Genomic DNA, 17,579 nt, shown 5'->3' with positions numbered 1-17,579 from the left:
CAAAGCGGGGAATTTTATTCCGGCTTCAAACAGTTACCCGATCAAACGCGGATATTCGATTGCCGGACAACGGTCCATGACGACTTTCAGCCCGGCATCTTCAGCGCGCTTACCTGCCTCTTCGTGAACAACGCCGAGCTGTGTCCACAGAACCGACGGGCGCTGCTTCATCGTCAGAATTTCATCAACAATACCGGGCAGCGAATAAGGCTCACGAAACACATCGACCATATCTACAGGCTCTTCAATATCGGCCAGACGTGCCACAACGCGCTGGCCATGGATTTCCTTGCCAACCTGCCCCGGATTGACGGGAATGACGTGGTAGCCCTTTGACAGCAGAAACTCCATCACGCCATTGCTCGGGCGTTCCGGCTTAGGTGAAGCGCCAAGAAGCGCGATTGTTTTGACGGATTGGAGAATGTCGCGAATCTGGTCGTTAGACGGATTGTTCATGTTGTCCTCACCGGCCTCAACTGCGTGACTGTGTTTAATCGTTCGCACGAGCGGATGCCGCTTGCAACACGATGGTTCACGCTTCTATTGCTATAAAGATTGGGAGGAATGGATGAATATCAATATGGCACAGCACACAAGCCCGACCCCGGTGATGGATATCGAAGACCTGCGCGCCTTCATGAAGCGCGAATTTCCGCAGCTTGGTGACAGTTTCGAGATTGTTGCAATAGACGAAGGCTCCGCCACGATGCGCCTTCACGCTGACGAACAACATTTGCGCCCCGGCGGCACGGTTTCCGGTCCTGCGCTTTTCGCGCTGGCCGATGTCGCAGCCTATGCGGCCATACTGGCGCATATCGGGCCGGTCGCGCTTGCGGTGACGACCAATCTCAACATCAACTTTCTGCGCAAGCCTTCGCCCGGCACGGTGGAAGCTGTTGCGCGGCTTCTCAAGCTTGGAAAGCGCCTTGCCGTCCTCGATATCAGCCTGACCGATGGCGTGACAGGGGAACTGGTGGCCCATGCAACAGCGACCTATTCAATCCCACCGCGTTAAAAGAGCCGCAAAAAGATGCGGTATTATAATACCAAATATGCAAGCCATTGATTTTATTACGCTTTTAAAATAAGCACGCAAAAGCGGGACTTGACGACAGGGCAGAGTTTGTGTATCGACCCGCCGGAAGCGCGCGAAACTTATCTTTTGCACGCCCGTTCGGGTTGGATAGCTCCAACACAAGCAACAAAAAAAGCCCTGATACAAGATCGGGGATTAGTCTAAGGAAGACTTCAATGGCAACTTTTTCTCAGAAGCCGGCTGAAGTGGTGAAGAAGTGGGTACTGATCGACGCCGAAGGTCTCGTCGTTGGTCGTCTCGCAACTATCGTCGCCAATCGCCTGCGTGGCAAGCACAAAGCAACCTTCACTCCGCATGTTGACGATGGCGACAATGTCATCATCATCAATGCCGACAAGGTTGTTCTGACCGGCAAGAAGTACACCGACAAGGTTTATTACTGGCACACCGGCCATCCGGGCGGCATCAAGGAGCGCACTGCTCGCCAGATTCTCGAAGGCCGTTTCCCGGAACGCGTTCTCGAGAAGGCTATTGAGCGTATGATCCCACGTGGTCCGCTCGGCCGTCGCCAGATGAAGAACCTGCGCGTTTATGCAGGTCCGAACCATCAGCATGAAGCTCAGCAGCCGGAAGTCCTCGACGTCGCAGCGCTGAACCGCAAGAACAAAGGGAATGCATAATCATGGCTGAGCAGCTCAACTCGCTCGAAGAACTCGGCACTGTTGCCAAGACCGAAGCTGCCGCTCCGGTTCACGTCCAGAAGCTGGACGCACAGGGCCGCGCTTATGCCACCGGCAAGCGTAAGGACGCCGTTGCACGCGTTTGGGTCAAGCCGGGTTCCGGCAAGATCACCGTCAACGACAAGGAATTCGAAAAGTATTTCGCACGTCCGGTCCTGCAGATGATCCTCCAGCAGCCGATCATCGCTTCGAACCGCGCTGGCCAGTTCGACATCATTGCTACCGTTGCTGGTGGCGGCCTGTCCGGTCAAGCTGGTGCCGTTCGTCACGGTATCTCGAAGGCCCTCACCTACTACGAACCAGGCCTGCGCACGGTTCTCAAGAAGGGTGGCTTCCTGACCCGCGATAGCCGCGTTGTCGAACGTAAGAAGTACGGTAAGGCCAAGGCTCGCCGTTCGTTCCAGTTCTCGAAGCGCTAATCCGCTTAGGGCCAGCTCTCGAAGCGCTGGCCCGTTTAAAAATCACCCAAGCGCTCCGGCGCTTGGGGTTATATTTCCAGACGATAATATTCTTGTCGTCTGGATATGCGAAAAGCGAGCCGCAAGGCTCGCTTTTTTGGTTTCTACGTCCCTCTCCTCCCTATTTAAAGGAGGTTCATTTACACTATTCTTTTTTCTTTTCAGATTTCACTTAAATTTTTAACTTACATTTTCATGGATGTGTATTTTGACATTTATTTCTAATGGGAAGGCCAATATTTTATTGGCTGCATGCACCTTGTCTCAAATTTTACTTTCTTCGACAGCTTATTCGCAAAGCATAACCGACAATGATGACAAGAGCTATTTCAACAGGGCTATCATCTTCGGCGACAGCCTGAGCGATAATGGTACGTTTGCTGATGATATCATAGCATTCACTGGACACGTTACGACCGATGGACGATTCAGCAATGGTCGCGTCTGGAACGAATATCTCTTCCGAAACCAAGAGCGAGGCACCGAATTCGTAGTATTTCGGATCCGTACCGATGATTTTGGTGACAACACCCCCAACCGCGACATCAACGTCAACTACGCCATCGGCGGCACGAAATATCAGAGTGCTGGCAGTGCGATATCATGGATAATCCCATCTATTGCAGACGAAGTGAACGAATTCATTGATGGGCGTAATACCATCTCCCCTCACAGCATCGTCTCCTTATGGGCCGGCGGCAATGATGCCATGGACGCGCTTGACCACGGTGCTTCAATACGGGATACGGCGGCGTTTGGCGGAAATGAATTATCGAAAGCGCTTGAGCGTCTTTATCAAGCAGGCGGGCGACAGTTCCTGGTACCTGACCTGCCCGACTTTTCGAAAGTTCCCCGCTATGCGAACAGGCCCGGCATCCCATCCAGAGAGGCAACGGACGAATTCAACAGCGCCATTGCCAACAGCATCGCCGCGTTCAAGAAAAAACACCCCGATGCTGTGGTCTATGCGCCCAAAATCGACGACATCCTCGATATGGTCGTGAAGCATCCCAATATCTTCGGCTTCTCAAATGCGACCGGCAATTGTGTAAACACACCCTCATGTTTGAATCAGCCGCGCGGTTCCTCGATACAGAACGAATATGTCTTCTGGGATGATATTCATCCGACAACCCGCACGCACAATTACATTGCCAACTATATGCGGGAATATTGGTCAAACCCGGATCTCGCAGGCTTCTACGTTCGATCTCCCGAAGGGCTCTTCAAGACCGAGCGGAACATTTTCTTTCCGACATCCGATAAAATCGTAGCAGGCTATCTGGACGGTGACCGTTCCCTCTACAAGATGCAGTCTGGAAAACTGACGCTGACCGGCGAAAACAAATATACCGGCAACAGCTTCGTGCTTGAGGGCGGGCTGGAGCTTGGCAATGGCGGCAAGACAGGCTCCATCATTGGCGATGTCGACTTGATGCAGAAGGATGCGTTTCTGTCATTCAACCGCAGCAATCTGCTCAGCTTCGACGGCAAAATTACCGGCGATGGCCGTGTGCGGCAGGTCGGACAAGGCACCACCGTGCTTGGCGGACAGAGTAGCTATAAGGGACAAACCGACATTTACGCGGGCGAATTGATGGTCAACGGTTCGATCACCTCGCCGGTTCTGGTCCATTCCGGCGGGACGCTAAGCGGCACCGGCTTTACCGGAGGTATAACAGCGGGAGATGGGGCTCATGTCGCTCCGGGTGATTTCCGCACATCCGACACGAAGACATTGAAAGTCAATGGTGACATAGACCTGAAAGACGGTAGCACTCTCGATATTGGCGTGGGCGCTGATGGCAGCACATCCCTGCTCTATGGCAGCGATCGGGCGCAGCTTGCGGGCGGTGTCGTGTTTGACGGAGACAAGAAACGCCTACCGCTGACTGTAGACGAGGTTATTGCTCGATTGGGCAAAAGCAGCGTCTTCCTGAAGGCAGATAATGGCATTACAGGGCGCTTCGACAAGGTTTCACCGACATATAATTTCATCGGTGAAGAACTTGACTATAGGCAGAACGAAGTCGGCGTCACCTTTGTAAAGCAGGATAAAAGGTTCGCAGTCTATGCGGCTAGCAATCAGCAAAGAAGGGTTGCCGACGCCGTACAAGCGCTCGGCTCTCAAAACGCGATCTACAAGAATGTGTTCACCTCACGGGTAGATGACAATCTGTCAGAAGCCTATACGCAGCTTTCCGGCGATATTTACGCGTCCACACTGACATCGCTTCTTTACGACAACCAATTACCACGCGAAGCTGTGACCCAGCGGATCAACAGCTTATCCGACAGCCGTTTCACGCATTCGGCGAATGTACCGAATGCGCCCCGCCAGAACGGCGTCTGGGGACAGGCCTATAATTCCAGGGCGCATTTCGAGAGTGATGGAGAAGCGCAAGGCATGAGCCGCAGCGCCACCGGTTTCATCACCGGTATCGACGGCCATGTCTCCGATAACTGGCTGCTGGGTCTCTTTACCGGCTATATGCAATCATCGCTCAATAGCGGTCTGTCGTCAGCCAGTATCGATAGCTACCAGATCGGCGCCTATGGCGGTTACGCATGGAACAACATCAACCTGACCTTTGGTGGCAACGCAAACCTGCATGATATCGATAGCAAGCGCACGATCCGCTTCAAGGAAGTCTCGAATGACAATCGCGCGAGTTACCGAGCCAGCAGTTTCCTGGGATTTGCTGAACTGGGTTACAAGATCGACACCAGGCTGGCATTGGTGGAACCCTTTGCCGGGATTTCCTACGCCTACGCGAAAACCAATGGCTTTATTGAAAACGAGGCGGTAACGGCCCTCTCCGGCTCCGGCGCAACGGGCAACCTGTTGAGCAACTATCTCGGTATTCGCTTCTCCAAAGATTACACAATTTCCGAAACCAGCAGCATAGGCACCAAGCTTGCAGTCGGCTGGCAGCACAATAGCTATGCACAACGAGAAACGATGCTAAGCTTTGGAAATGAAGCCGGGTTCACCTTGGCGGGGCTACCGCTCGACCGCGACATGTTCTACGCACAGGCTGGATTGGACTTCAATCTGACAAGGAATACTTCTCTCGGGTTGAACTACCGGGGACAGTTCGCAAACAAGGCGCAGGATCAGGCGATCAAAGTGAAACTCGCCGTCAATTTCTAGAGCATTTCCAGCAAAACTGCGTCGCGGTTTTGCGCAGGATAATGCGTAAAAACAAATAGATAGAGCGGTTCCACGGTTCCGTTTTAACCAGAACTGCTTCAGCGTGCCGCGAAAGGTCGGATATCGCGTTTTGCATACGGAAAGGCGGGCTTTCGGGCCCGCTTTTTGTTATGAATTTCAGGAATCAGCCAGCCAGGAGCCAGCACGATGTCGTCCGACCGCTTCGCCCCAACACCGCAACCACCTTATTACGTCGTCACCTTTGCTTCGCAGCGCATTGGTGACGACGATGGCTATGGCGATATGGCGGTGCGCATGGCCGAACTCGCGGCGCAACAACCCGGATATCTTGGCGTCGAAAGCGCCCGCGATGCGGAAGGCTTTGGCATCACAAACTCGTTCTGGGCGGATGAAGACAGTATTCGGGCATGGAAGCGCGAAGTGGACCATCTCGTGGCGCAGAAGCTTGGTCGCCAGCAATGGTATGAAACCTATCGCGTCCGCATTGGTCGTATCGAACGCGCCTACGGCTTTGATCGGGATTAAAACCTCTTCCCAATTTCTCAACTGACCGGTTATAGAAGTCTGAGCTTCATCGGGAAACGGCCATGCCATCCAAGACCATTGATCACGCATTTACCGCGCGCAGCCTGACAAGCGCTGCGACAGACCCGACCCATGCGGGCGTGCTGTCTTTCATGCGGCGCGTCTATAGCAAGTCGCTCAAAGGCGCGGAAGCTGTTGTCTGGGGCATTCCGTTCGATGCCGCTGTGTCCAACCGGCCCGGCGCGCGTTTCGGTCCGCAGGCCATCCGGCGCGCATCGGCCATTTTCGACAATGATCCGCAATATCCGTTCCAGCGTGATCTGTTCGAAAATCTCGCGGTCATCGACTATGGCGACTGTCTGCTCGACTACGGCAATCATTACAAGACCCCGGCCACGATTGAGCGCGAAGCGGCAAAGATCCTCAAATCCGACGCGTTTTTGTTAACGCTTGGTGGCGATCATTTCGTGACATGGCCGCTTCTGAAAGCCCATGCCGCGAAATACGGCCCGCTGGCACTGGTGCAGTTCGATGCGCATCAGGACACCTGGTTCGATGACGGCAAGCGGATCGACCATGGTTCCTTTGTTGCCCGCGCCGTGCGTGACGGCATCATCGACCCGGACCACTCCATTCAGGTCGGCATTCGCACCCATGCGCCGGACGATTGCGGCATCAAGATCATTTACGGCCACGAAGTCGAAGACATGACGGCGGCAGAGATTGCCGACGCCATTCTAAAGCGCACGGCTGGCAAGAAGAGCTATCTGACCTTCGATATCGATTGCCTCGATCCGGCCTTTGCGCCCGGCACGGGCACGCCGGTGGCTGGCGGCCCTTCATCCGCCAAGATGCTATCGATCCTGCGCAAGCTCACGCCGCTTGACTTCGTCGGTGCGGATGTGGTCGAGGTTGCACCAGCTTATGATCATGCCGATATTACGGCTATCGCTGGAGCCACAATCGCAATGTATTATCTGGGCCTGCTGGCAGAACAGAAAGAACGACGATGACGGCGCCGCTTTCGCGCGGTTAAGAAATTGATTCAAGCGGTTGAAAAACCGATTCCGGAATTTGTCGTAACTTTATGAAATCAAAAGGCAAAAGCATGAAACCGAAAATCTTCATCGATGGCGAACACGGCACCACCGGTCTGCAAATCCGCAGCCGTCTGGCCGAGCGCGGCGATCTTGAAGTGATTTCAATCCCGGAAGCCGAGCGGCGCAACAAGGATTTGCGCGCCGACTATCTGCGCTCTGCCGACATTGCTATTCTGTGCCTGCCTGACGATGCATCGAAGGAAGCCGTTTCCCTGCTTCGGGACCATAATTCGACCCGGATCATCGATACGTCGACCGCATTCCGCGTGCATCCGGAATGGGCCTATGGCTTTGCCGAACTGGCCAAAGGCCAGCGCGAGCGCATTGCCGAGGCCCGCCTTGTCGCCAATCCGGGCTGCTATCCGACTGGCGCAATTGCGCTCATTCGTCCGCTGCGTGACGCTGGGCTGTTGCCGCCTGACTATCCCGTTAGCGTCAATGCCGTTTCCGGTTATACGGGCGGCGGCAAGCAGTTGATCGCCCAGATGGAAGACACGAACAATCCGGACTATCTGGCCTCCAATAACTTCCTTTACGGCCTGCCGCTGCATCACAAGCACGTGCCGGAATTGCAGCTGCATGGACGTCTTGACCGTCGTCCGATCTTCAGCCCGAGCGTCGGACGTTTCCCGCAAGGGATGATCGTGCAGGTTCCGCTGTTCCTGAATGAGCTTGAAGGCCGGCCATCGCTTGCAAAGGTTCACGCTGCCTTGAGCGCGCATTATGCCGGTCAGGACATCGTCGAAGTCGTACCTCTGGAAGAAAGCGCCAAGCTGCCGCGTGTCGATGCGGAAGAACTGGCCGGCAAGGACGGCATGAAGCTTTTCGTCTTCGGCACCGAAGGCGACAATCAGGTCAATCTGGTCGCCCTGCTCGACAATCTCGGCAAGGGCGCTTCGGGCGCGGCTGTGCAGAACATGAACCTCATGCTCGGCAAAGCCTGATGACGATTGAACCGATGTTCCCTGACGAATGGAATATCGGTTCGTTCGAGCCATTGGCCGATACGCATTCAAGCCTCGTCTGGAAGGTCGAACGCATCGGTCATCCGGACGAGGTTTTTGTTATCAAGCAGTTGAAGCCAGTCGGGCTGGAGGAAATGCGCGGCGCACATTATCTGCGCTGGCAGGATGGGCACGGCGCGGCGCGGCTGTACGATCTGAAAGATACGTCGATGCTGCTCGAATATGCGGGCAGCTATCATCTCGATCAACACCTCAAAAGCGGCCACGATGCGGATTGTCTGGTGATCTTCGGGCAGGTTCTGGCCGCACTGCATACGCCCTCGCCCGCGCCTGCACCATCAGACCTGCAACCGCTCGACAGACACTTTTCCGGCCTTTTCGCAGTCGCGGATCAAACGCCGATCTATGCGGATGCTACAGCGCTTGCAAAGCAGCTCCTGGCGACACCGCATCAGCCTATTCCGCTTCATGGCGACATTCACCACGAAAACATCCTGCGAGGTCCGCGTGGCTGGCTTGCTATCGACCCGCATGGGCTGGTCGGCGATGCAGCTTTCGATGCCGCCAATATCTTCTACAATCCACTGGATCGCGACGATCTTTGCCTCGACCTTGACCGGGCAAGGCTCATGGCCGAACATTTCGCGCCGATCATAGACCGCGCGCCGTCCTATATACTTGATTATGCCTTTGCCTATGGCTGTCTTTCAGCCGCGTGGCACCGCGAGGACGGTAATGATGCCGACGAAGCGCGGGAGCTGAAGATCGCCACCGCGCTGAGATATTTGCGCCAGACGGCCTATCCTTCGTAAGCGCCCTTGGTGGCGCGCCAATGCGCAACCGCGAAAGCCAGTACAATCAGCGCAACAAACTGGTGCGTGAGGCCCATATGCAGCGGCACACTCATCAGCAACGTTCCAATACCGATCACAGCCTGCACCAGCACGAGGCCGAGCAACACAATCGTCCGCCGTGCGTGGGTTGTACCCGGCGCATCTTTCCAGACCTGAACGGCGTGGAGAACGGTGAGAACCAGAACCGTATAGGCAAACATGCGATGCACGAACTGCACGGTTTTCGGGTTTTCGAACAGATTGCGCCACCATGGTGACTGGATGAACAGATCGGATGGGATGATCGCGCCATCCATCAAAGGCCAGGTGTTGAAGGTGAGACCAGCATGCAGCCCGGCCACCAGACCGCCAAGATAGATCTGCACCAGAACGGCAAAGACGAGCCATCCGGCAAAGCGCTGCACTGACCGCTCAGCGGGGCGCTCTGTATAGGTCACAAGCCCTCTCGCAATGTAGAAGACCGCCGTAATGATCACGCAGGCTGTGGTGAGGTGGATCGCAAGCCGATACTGGCTGACGCTGGTAAGCTCGCTGAGGCCCGATGCGACCATCCACCAGCCAATGGCGCCCTGAAACCCGCCCAACGCCAGAAGACCCAGCATACGATATTTCAGCCCGCCTTTCAGGCGACCCGTCGCCCAGAAGAAGATCAGCGGCACGGCCACGAGGAAACCAACAAAGCGGGCCAGCAGACGATGCGCCCATTCCCACCAGAAAATATACTGGAACTCTTCAAGAGCCATGCCCTTGTTGATCTGCTGATATTGGGGAATTTGGCGGTATTTATCGAATTCTTCCACCCATTCCGCATGGTTGAGCGGAGGAATAACACCGTGGATCGGCTTCCATTCGGTAATCGACAGGCCGGAGCCGGTCATACGGGTGGCGCCGCCCACCATCACGATGGCGATCAGCACAACGAAAACCGCATAAAGCCAGTAACGCACAAGGCGCCGGTCGCGTTCGTCCTTCGACGTTCTTGAGCTTCGCTCTCCGCGCTGCGCCATCGATGCTGCCGTCATGCCGTTCTTCCTTCAAAACATCTGGAGGGATACATGCAGCATCGACCCGTGAGTTACAAGGCAAGCCCACGCGACATGCCGCCGCGTTTTTTGCCCTTTCGCAGACAGGGTACAGCGGTTAGTGATGGTTCGGGGAAAAGGAGAGACGCAATCATGCCCGTAAGGCTGAAGAAACTGATCGGCACATTTCTGCTGGTAACGCTGGTGATCGTCTATGCGATTCTGGCCACGATCATCGCCGTCGCGCATCTCGGCAATTCTCCGGCATGGGTGCATCTGCTCTATTTCATCGCGTCGGGCCTGCTTTGGGTTCTGCCTGCCATGGCTATCATCTGGTGGATGGCGCAGCCGCCGCGTAAAAAGCAGCTCTGACATTATTCCGAGGGGCGCATCGCAGCATGACTGAGCGGGGCAAAATAGCGGGATCAGCCACGCTTACGGAACGCATCATCAGCGATTTCTCCGAAATCGAGCGTCTCTGGGCTTCAGGGCCAGCCCTGCATGGTGCGCCGCAGTCTTATATCTGGATCGATTGCTGGCGCCGTTGCATCAACAGCGACTGTTTCGTCGCCGGAATTTTCGATGCTGATCGCCCCGTCTTTCTCCTGCCTCTGGAAGTTATCCGCCAGAACGGCATGAAAATCGCCCGCTATCCCGGTGGAAACCATGCCAATGGTAATTTCCCGTGGTTGAATGGAGCACAAGCAGCCGCAGTCAGCCGCAAGGCGCTGGAACGGCTTGTTGCCACTATCCGCAAGGAGCGACCGGATATCGACGCGCTGTCGCTGACGCGTCAACTTGAAGCCGTTGACGATATCGACAATCCGCTTTTTGCGCTGGGGCAGAAGAGAAACCCCAATCCGGTCCTGATGGTCTCGCTCGATGGTGGTTTTGACGCCGTGCTTGACCGCACCAACCGCCGCCGGAGATTGAAAAAGCACCGTCAGCACGAGCGCCGCTATGAAGAGGCAGGCGGCTGGCGAATTGAAAAGCCGCAGACACCGGAAGAATCCGACCGGGTTCTCGATCTTTTCTTCGTCATGAAAGCCGGGCGCTTCCGGCAGATGGGTATCAACGACCCTTTCGCCGACAAGGCCGTACAGACATTTTTCAAAGCGCTCTACGGACAGACTCTCACGGCGCAAGCGCCAGTCTGCGAACTACATTTTCTGGAAGTGAGCGGCGTCATCCGCTCTATCGTTGGCAAGAACCTGACACTCAGCGGACCGACAGCCGAATTTGCCGCCATTGCTGACGACGATATGGCCCATGCCAGCCCCGGCGAATTTCTGTTCTTCGAAGATATCAAGCGCTGTTGCGATGCCGGGTATTCGGTCTACAGTTTCGGCGTGGGCGATGAACCTTACAAGCGCGACTGGTGCGACATCGAGCTTGAAATCTTCGACACCGTTCTGCCGCTCTCGGCAAAAGGCAGGCTCTTTGTAGCGCTGCAATCCGCACGCAGCGCCGCCGCCGGCACAATCAAGCGCAATCCCCGGCTCTGGCGGCTCGCCAAACGCATCCGGGCAAAGCTTGCCCGGAAGTAGGTTGCGATTTTGATTCAGATTTTCGGTATAAGACGCTGTTTTTGAATCGAATTACGCACGTGGCTGTGGATTTTTGTCATCCATCAGAATGACCACATCCTCATAGCCGCCCTGATCGAGATCGAGTGCGGCAAGAGCAACGTCATTGTTTTCGGGGTCGACAATGCTCATCACAACCGTCGCATCGTCTTCGGCAACACGGCGGATTTGTGCGGCGGAAGACGGGCCGCATTCCACGATCACGAAGTCATAAACCGTCTCAAGCGCATCGAGGATCAGCGGCAGGCGATCAACGGAACGCATGGCTTCAACCGGGTCCGCCGCGCCCAGTGGCACGACATGCGCCTGCGAGAAACGGTCACTGTGTATCACTTCATTGAAGCGCTTCTCGCCGATCAGAAGTTCGGTAATGCCGGGCAGCTTATGCCCATCCAGCATTGCGCTTCCCACCGCACCCTGCGCGGTCATATCCACCAGAAGCGCACGCTTGCCACGGTCAGCAAGGTCGCGCAGCAGACGCACAGTTGTCGCCGACGCTTCATCACCTTCGGGCGAAACCACCACAATGCGCTTGTCGCGACCGTCGAGCAGGCGATTGGCAATCGCTTCCACGCCGTTCGGATTTTTCGGTGCAGACATGGTCGTCTCCTTCGCCGATGACGCAGGTGTCGTCCGTGCGTCAGATCCAGACGATCTCGTTATAAATGGCACTGTCCAGGAACGGCGCGGAGCAACGGTTCCTTCTCCCTGTTCGGAAGCTGTCGGCGGAACTGCGGCGGCTTCGGCAGCAGCCGTAATCACCGGCATTTCGATTTCCTCGACAGCCTCGACGCGTCTGCCGTCAGCCGTGACGAAGGCACGTCCGCTAAACAGTTCACGCAGCAATACGAAGATCGAGAGCAGCAGCAAGCCCGCCGCAAAGGTTGCGGCAACCGTTGGCAGAACCATTGGGAAATAAGGAAGCGCTGGCGTATCGCCCGACAGAATACGGGCATCGACAGGCACATAATTGCGGTCGATACGCGAAGCTGCTTCGCGATAACGGGTCAGATAGGTTTCGAGAAGCTCGCGCTGCGCTGCCGCCTCGCGCTCAAGCGCGCGAAGCTCGACTTCCTGATCGCCCGCCTGTGCGGCCTGCGACTGCACGCGATTGAGTTCGCGCGCCAGCTCGTCTTCCCGCAACTTCGCTGTGGTAACATCGTTTTCAAGGCTGGCAAGCAGCTTGCGACCTTCCGCCTTGGTCTGACGGTCAAGATCGGAGAGCTGCGAGCGCAACGCCTTGATGCGCGGATGGCCATCGAGAAGCGTCGTCGACAGATCCGCAATTTGGGCATTCAGCTCAATGCGACGCTCGGCAAGGCGCTGCATCATGCCGGAAGCGACGACTTCAGGCAGCGTATCGACCGGAGTTCCAGCAGCGAGCGCTTTGCGAACACTCGCCGCCCTCGCCTCAGCCGTGGCGCGGTCGGTGCGAACGCGGGTGAGTTCCGTCGAAACTTCGGAAAGCTGCTGCGATGCAATCGTATTGTTGCTTTGTCCGGTCAGCAATCCACGTGAGGCGCGGTAATCCGCAACTTTTTTCTCGGCATCACGTACATGCGTCCGCAGATCATCGATTTCCGGTGCCAGCCAATTGGTAGCATCGTCGTTGGATTGCAGCTTGGCCGCACTCTGCAGTGCAATATATTCTTCCGCAATCGTGTTGGCGATTTGTGCTGCCAATTGAGGATTGGCAGACGTGTACTGCACCGCGATAACACGTGAACCGGTGATATTATACACTTGCAAGTGCTTACGCAGTCGCAGCAAAACCCGCTCGTCCGGAGACAGTTTCTCCGGATCGGCTATCATGCCGAGTAGAATGAGAATCCGGCTGTAAGGCCTTACTTCGATTGACGTAAAAGCTTGATTGTTCGGCAGATCTAGCTTGCTTGAAACCCGCCTCAAAAGATCGTTAGACGTCAGAATTTCGATCTGGCTCTTCACGCCTTCCGGGTCCAGCAGCGGGCGCTCGGCAGGATTGTCACCGTTAGGCCGTGTAAAGACCGACTCGCGGGTTTCGATAATGATACGGGATTCGGCGCGGTAATCCGGCGTCAAAAGAAGACAAATGATCCATGCCAGCGCCGCTAACAGAAGAGCGCCGCCAACAATCAAAAGCCAGTTACGACGCAAACTTCCAAAAAGCGCGCCTATATCGATGTCTGCGTCTTTCAACGACGAATCGACTTCCGCCATTTCGTTACTCCGCAGGCGCCCGTCGATTACTGACAATCGTCATTCCCATCCAGGTCGCATACCCATTTCCGGCCGGAAAAGTAAACGCTTAAGGTAACCATAGGGTTAAGCACCGAGATTTCTTCACTATTCAAGCAGTCGCTTACATGAGCCTCCATGAGGCCATTCTCTATAGCTCTCGCGGCCTCCCAATACTTTCGTTGCATTGCCCTTCCCCGCTTCCGGAAAGTTTTTTGACCATCTCGGCACATCTTTACCAGCCATTAACCCTAATCAATCGATAACGCAGTGACAGGAATTCATCTGGCAGCGCTTCGGTGCTGATCAGTTTCCATAAATGCGGGCGATGCTTTTCGGGGATACCGAGGCGAGACATGATGGCGAAGAAAATTCACAACAAGCGTACAGGCCGTGCTTTGCTCACGGCACTCGGTCTTGCGGCGATCACTCTGTCGTCAGCTTGCACGAGCTATCGCCCGGCACCGCCAGCCTTTCATGAAGCGCTGAACCAGCCCTATATGCTGGATGCAGGCGACCGCGTGCGCATCACCGTCTTTGAACAGGCAAGCCTGACCAACACCTATAGCGTCGATCAGGCAGGCTATGTGGCTTTCCCACTCGTCGGCAGCATTCCAGCGCGCGGCAAAACAGCCAAACAGCTTGAAGGCCTGATCGCATCGAAACTGCGCGGCGGTTATCTGCGCGATCCCGATGTCAGCGTCGAAATCGACCGCTACCGTCCGATCTTCGTCATGGGTGAAGTCGGCGCAGCCGGGCAATATTCCTATGTGCCAGGCATGACTGTTCAGAAAGCGATTGCAGCCGCAGGCGGTTACAGCCCACGCGCCAATCAGGAAAATGCCGACATCACCCGCCAGTTCAATGGCAAGGTGCTGACGGGCCGGGTTCTGATCTCCGATCCGATCCTGCCTGGCGATACGATTTATGTCCGCGAACGTCTGTTCTGATGGCGATTGATGGCTGATGACGACACTGTTTCCCCTCTGCGTATCGTCCACTGCTTTCGCGAGCCCACTGGCGGACTGTTCCGCCATGTCCGCGATCTGGTCAGCGCACAGGCGGAAAAAGGTCACCTTGTCGGGGTCGTCTGCGACGCAACAACAGGCGGTCCAAGGGAGGATGCGCTTCTAGAAGAATTGCGGCCAAAGCTTGCGCTTGGCCTGCATAGAATTGCCATGCAACGCCATATTGGTATTGGCGATGCAGCGGCAGCACTCAAAGCATACCGCGTTGTCAAGAAATTGCGGCCGGACATTTTGCACGGACATGGCGCCAAAGGCGGCGTCTATGCCCGATTGTTCGGCTCTGTTCTACGGGTTTTTAGGTCTCGCGTAGCCCGTATCTATTCACCGCATGGCGGAAGCCTGCATTTTGACCGGAAGACGCGCCGTGGCGGCGCTGTCTTTCTGGTCGAGCGGTTTCTCGCCCCCATGACCGATGCGGTGATGTTCGTTTCCAATTTTGAGAAACGAACCTATGAGGAAAAGGTCGGACGGCCCCATGGTCTCCATGCGGTTGTCTATAACGGCCTTGCCGACGACGAATTCATCCCTGTACCCGATGCGCCCGATGCGAGCGACCTTCTGTTCGTTGGTACGATGCGTGATCTGAAAGGCCCCGATATTCTGATCCGCGCTCTGGCGCAGCTTCGCGAACAGGATGGCTTGTCGCTCAGCGCAACCATTGTCGGCGACGGTGCCGAAAAACCTGTCTTTACTGCACTTGCAGCCGAACTCGACCTTGACGAAAACGTCCATTTCTTGCCCGGCATGGCAGCGCGTGAGGCATTCGCGCTTGGCGGTTTAATGGTCATCCCTTCCCGTGCGGAGGCTTTCCCCTATATCGTACTCGAAGCAGTTGCCGCCGGGAAAACCGTTATCGCCAGCCGCGTTGGCGGCATTCCCGAAATATTCGGGCCCGGATCGCCAGCGTTGTTTGAACCGACAGTGGAAGCGCTTGTCGCTAAAATTCGGGAAACGAGGGGTGGAAAAGACAGTTTCAATGCGCTAATGCCCGATAATTCACGACTTCGTGAACGATTTGGCATTCAGTCCATGGCGCATTCTATAGAATTGATTTACCGTGAAACGCATTCGTGAGTACCAGGCAGGTCCGATACCTGCGTGCTCAGAGCCTGAATCAAAAAACGGCATGTGTGGGCGAAAATGGTGATTTTTGAGTACCGGAGCGGAGCGTACTCAAGGTACGTGAGCACCGGAATGAAGAAAATCGCCATTTGCAGCCACACAGGACGACTTTTGGAACAGGCTCTCAGAGATTTCTTAGGAATCTGACGGTACACATACTCCTGTAAACTGATAAGCGGGACATTATCGTGCGGGACAATGATGCTTTTTCTCCATTTGGACGCAAGGCTATCGAAGCCAGCGCCAAGCAGGATTCGAAGCCGCAAGAACCGGTGGAACTCAGCCCTCTGGCGCGCAGCATAGCTGCGCAATACAGGCGGGACACGTTTTCGCCACTCATGCTGAGCGGCGTCGTGCGGCTGGTCGAGTTCGGCCTCATCTTCCTGATGGGCATATTGAGCCTTGGCTATTATGTCGGGCTTCAGAGCAACTATCTGCTTTATTATCCGCTGATCATCATCGCTGGCGGCGTACTCTATGTCGCGTTGATGGAGATCAACGACGGTTATCAGGTCAATATTCTGAGAAGCCCCACCCACCATTTACGACGGCTGATCATCAGCTGGGCGGCCACGCTTGGCACGCTTGCAGTGCTCGGTTTTCTCTTCAAGGTTTCTGCGCACTTCTCGCGCGGCTGGTTTCTCATCTGGGCGGTCAGCGCCATTACCGTTATCCTGATTTCCCGCCTGATCATCGCTTGGAAAATCCGCCGCTGGGCCCGCAATGGCACCATGGAGCGCCGCGCCGTAATCGTCGGCGGCGGCCCCAATGCCGAAGCGTTGATCCGGTCGCTCGAACAACAGCCGGACAACGATATCCGCATCTGCGGTATTTTTGATGACCGTGACGACAAGCGCTCGCCGCCCGTCGTTGCCGGTTATCCGAAGCTCGGCAACATCAACGAACTGATCGAGTTTGCGCGTATCGCCCATATCGATCTGCTGATCGTTTCGCTGCCGATCAGTGCCGAGGCCCGTGTTCTGGCACTTCTCAAAAAGCTCTGGGTGCTGCCCGTCGACATTCGCCTGTCGGCGCTCAACAACCACCTGCGCTTCCGTCCGCGCTCCTATTCCTATGTCGGCTCGGTGCCGATGCTGGATATTTTCGACAAGCCGATCAACGACTGGGATTCCGTCGCCAAGCGCATTTTCGACATTGCCTTCAGTCTTGTCGGGATCGTGGTTCTGTCGCCGATCATGATTGGCGCTGCCATTGCTATCAAGCTCGACAGCAAGGGACCGGTTTTCTTCAAGCAAAAGCGCCATGGCTTCAACAATGAAGTCATCAATGTCTGGAAATTCCGCTCGATGTATACCGAGCAATGCGACCCGACGGCGCGCAATGCAGTGACAAAGAACGATCCGCGCGTCACCCGCGTCGGCCGTTTCATCCGCAAGACATCCATCGACGAGCTGCCGCAGTTCTTCAACGTTATCGCCGGATCGCTATCGCTGGTTGGCCCGCGGCCTCACGCGGTGGCCGCGCATTCCAACAATCTTCTCTATAACGAAGTCGTTGACGGCTATTTTGCACGCCATCGCGTCAAGCCGGGCGTGACCGGCTGGGCCCAGATCAATGGCTGGCGCGGCGAGATCGACAATGAAGAGAAGATCACGATGCGCACTGAGTACGATCTTTACTACATCGAAAACTGGTCGCTCTGGTTCGACCTAAAGATCCTCTTTTTGACGCCCATCCGGCTTCTCAATACGGAAAACGCCTATTGAGCCAGGCTGTGCCCATCGTTGCGC

16 protein-coding genes are annotated in these 17,579 nt (G+C 55.7%); 13 read left to right on the top strand and 3 right to left on the bottom strand.

Annotated features, from left to right (window positions below):
* Window positions 1-33: 33 nt before the first annotated feature.
* Window positions 34-456: a CoA-binding protein gene (locus FGI60_RS15020; protein WP_138785889.1), complete on the bottom strand. Its 423-nt coding sequence runs from the start codon at window positions 454-456 to the stop codon at window positions 34-36.
* 112 nt (window positions 457-568) lie between these two features.
* Here FGI60_RS15020 and FGI60_RS15015 point away from each other — a divergent pair, with 112 nt between their 5' ends.
* From FGI60_RS15015 to FGI60_RS14980, 8 genes are all read left to right on the top strand, one after another.
* Window positions 569-1,015: a PaaI family thioesterase gene (locus tag FGI60_RS15015; RefSeq protein WP_138785888.1), complete on the top strand. Its 447-nt coding sequence runs from the start codon at window positions 569-571 to the stop codon at window positions 1,013-1,015.
* Between the two features lie 236 nt (window positions 1,016-1,251).
* Window positions 1,252-1,716: a 50S ribosomal protein L13 gene (gene rplM, locus FGI60_RS15010; protein ID WP_078340528.1), complete on the top strand. Its 465-nt coding sequence runs from the start codon at window positions 1,252-1,254 to the stop codon at window positions 1,714-1,716.
* A 2-nt stretch (window positions 1,717-1,718) separates the two neighbouring features.
* Window positions 1,719-2,195 carry a 30S ribosomal protein S9 gene (rpsI, locus tag FGI60_RS15005; RefSeq protein WP_138785887.1) on the top strand — a complete coding sequence of 159 codons (477 nt, stop codon included), beginning with the start codon at window positions 1,719-1,721 and terminating at the stop codon, window positions 2,193-2,195.
* A gap of 247 nt (window positions 2,196-2,442) precedes the next feature.
* Window positions 2,443-5,388 (top strand): autotransporter domain-containing protein, encoded by a 2,946-nt coding sequence (locus tag FGI60_RS15000; RefSeq protein ID WP_171058778.1) that lies wholly within the window; start codon window positions 2,443-2,445, stop codon window positions 5,386-5,388.
* 207 nt (window positions 5,389-5,595) lie between these two features.
* Window positions 5,596-5,934 carry an antibiotic biosynthesis monooxygenase family protein gene (locus tag FGI60_RS14995; RefSeq protein ID WP_138785885.1) on the top strand — a complete coding sequence of 113 codons (339 nt, stop codon included), beginning with the start codon at window positions 5,596-5,598 and terminating at the stop codon, window positions 5,932-5,934.
* Between the two features lie 62 nt (window positions 5,935-5,996).
* Window positions 5,997-6,947, top strand: coding sequence for an agmatinase (gene speB / locus FGI60_RS14990; RefSeq protein ID WP_138785884.1), 951 nt, complete (start codon window positions 5,997-5,999; stop codon window positions 6,945-6,947).
* Between the two features lie 95 nt (window positions 6,948-7,042).
* Window positions 7,043-7,978: an N-acetyl-gamma-glutamyl-phosphate reductase gene (argC, locus tag FGI60_RS14985; protein WP_138785883.1), complete on the top strand. Its 936-nt coding sequence runs from the start codon at window positions 7,043-7,045 to the stop codon at window positions 7,976-7,978.
* Window positions 7,978-8,811, top strand: coding sequence for an aminoglycoside phosphotransferase family protein (locus FGI60_RS14980; protein WP_138785882.1), 834 nt, complete (start codon window positions 7,978-7,980; stop codon window positions 8,809-8,811). The genes argC and FGI60_RS14980 overlap by 1 nt, the downstream gene beginning before the upstream one ends.
* Here the strand turns inward: FGI60_RS14980 and FGI60_RS14975 are convergent.
* Window positions 8,799-9,875 carry a COX15/CtaA family protein gene (locus FGI60_RS14975; protein WP_138785881.1) on the bottom strand — a complete coding sequence of 359 codons (1,077 nt, stop codon included), beginning with the start codon at window positions 9,873-9,875 and terminating at the stop codon, window positions 8,799-8,801. The genes FGI60_RS14980 and FGI60_RS14975 overlap by 13 nt on opposite strands.
* 153 nt (window positions 9,876-10,028) lie before the next feature.
* Between FGI60_RS14975 and FGI60_RS14970 the strand changes: the two genes are divergently transcribed.
* Both FGI60_RS14970 and FGI60_RS14965 read left to right on the top strand, forming a co-directional pair.
* A complete protein-coding gene (locus FGI60_RS14970) occupies window positions 10,029-10,247 on the top strand; it encodes a DUF2842 domain-containing protein (RefSeq protein WP_078340522.1) in 219 nt (72 codons plus the stop codon).
* 26 nt (window positions 10,248-10,273) lie between these two features.
* Window positions 10,274-11,422: a GNAT family N-acetyltransferase gene (locus FGI60_RS14965; protein WP_138785880.1), complete on the top strand. Its 1,149-nt coding sequence runs from the start codon at window positions 10,274-10,276 to the stop codon at window positions 11,420-11,422.
* Window positions 11,423-11,473: 51 nt separating this feature from the next.
* Here the strand turns inward: FGI60_RS14965 and FGI60_RS14960 are convergent, their stop codons facing one another.
* A complete protein-coding gene (locus FGI60_RS14960) occupies window positions 11,474-13,660 on the bottom strand; it encodes a GumC family protein (RefSeq protein ID WP_138785879.1) in 2,187 nt (728 codons plus the stop codon).
* Between the two features lie 377 nt (window positions 13,661-14,037).
* On the opposite strand from FGI60_RS14960, the gene FGI60_RS14955 reads away from it, so the two are divergent.
* The 3 genes from FGI60_RS14955 to FGI60_RS14940 all read left to right on the top strand — a co-directional run bounded on the left by FGI60_RS14955 (window position 14,038) and on the right by FGI60_RS14940 (window position 17,555).
* Complete coding sequence (locus FGI60_RS14955; RefSeq protein WP_371836102.1) at window positions 14,038-14,628, top strand: polysaccharide biosynthesis/export family protein; 591 nt, start codon at window positions 14,038-14,040, stop codon at window positions 14,626-14,628.
* Between the two features lie 9 nt (window positions 14,629-14,637).
* Window positions 14,638-15,780, top strand: coding sequence for a glycosyltransferase family 4 protein (locus FGI60_RS14950; protein ID WP_138785878.1), 1,143 nt, complete (start codon window positions 14,638-14,640; stop codon window positions 15,778-15,780).
* A 236-nt stretch (window positions 15,781-16,016) separates the two neighbouring features.
* Window positions 16,017-17,555, top strand: coding sequence for an undecaprenyl-phosphate glucose phosphotransferase (locus tag FGI60_RS14940; RefSeq protein WP_138785877.1), 1,539 nt, complete (start codon window positions 16,017-16,019; stop codon window positions 17,553-17,555).
* The last annotated feature ends 24 nt before the right edge of the window (window positions 17,556-17,579 follow it).

This window comes from Brucella haematophila, from assembly GCF_005938105.1.
Classification (GTDB): domain Bacteria; phylum Pseudomonadota; class Alphaproteobacteria; order Rhizobiales; family Rhizobiaceae; genus Brucella; species Brucella haematophila.
This window is presented reverse-complemented; position numbering and strand designations above follow the sequence as displayed.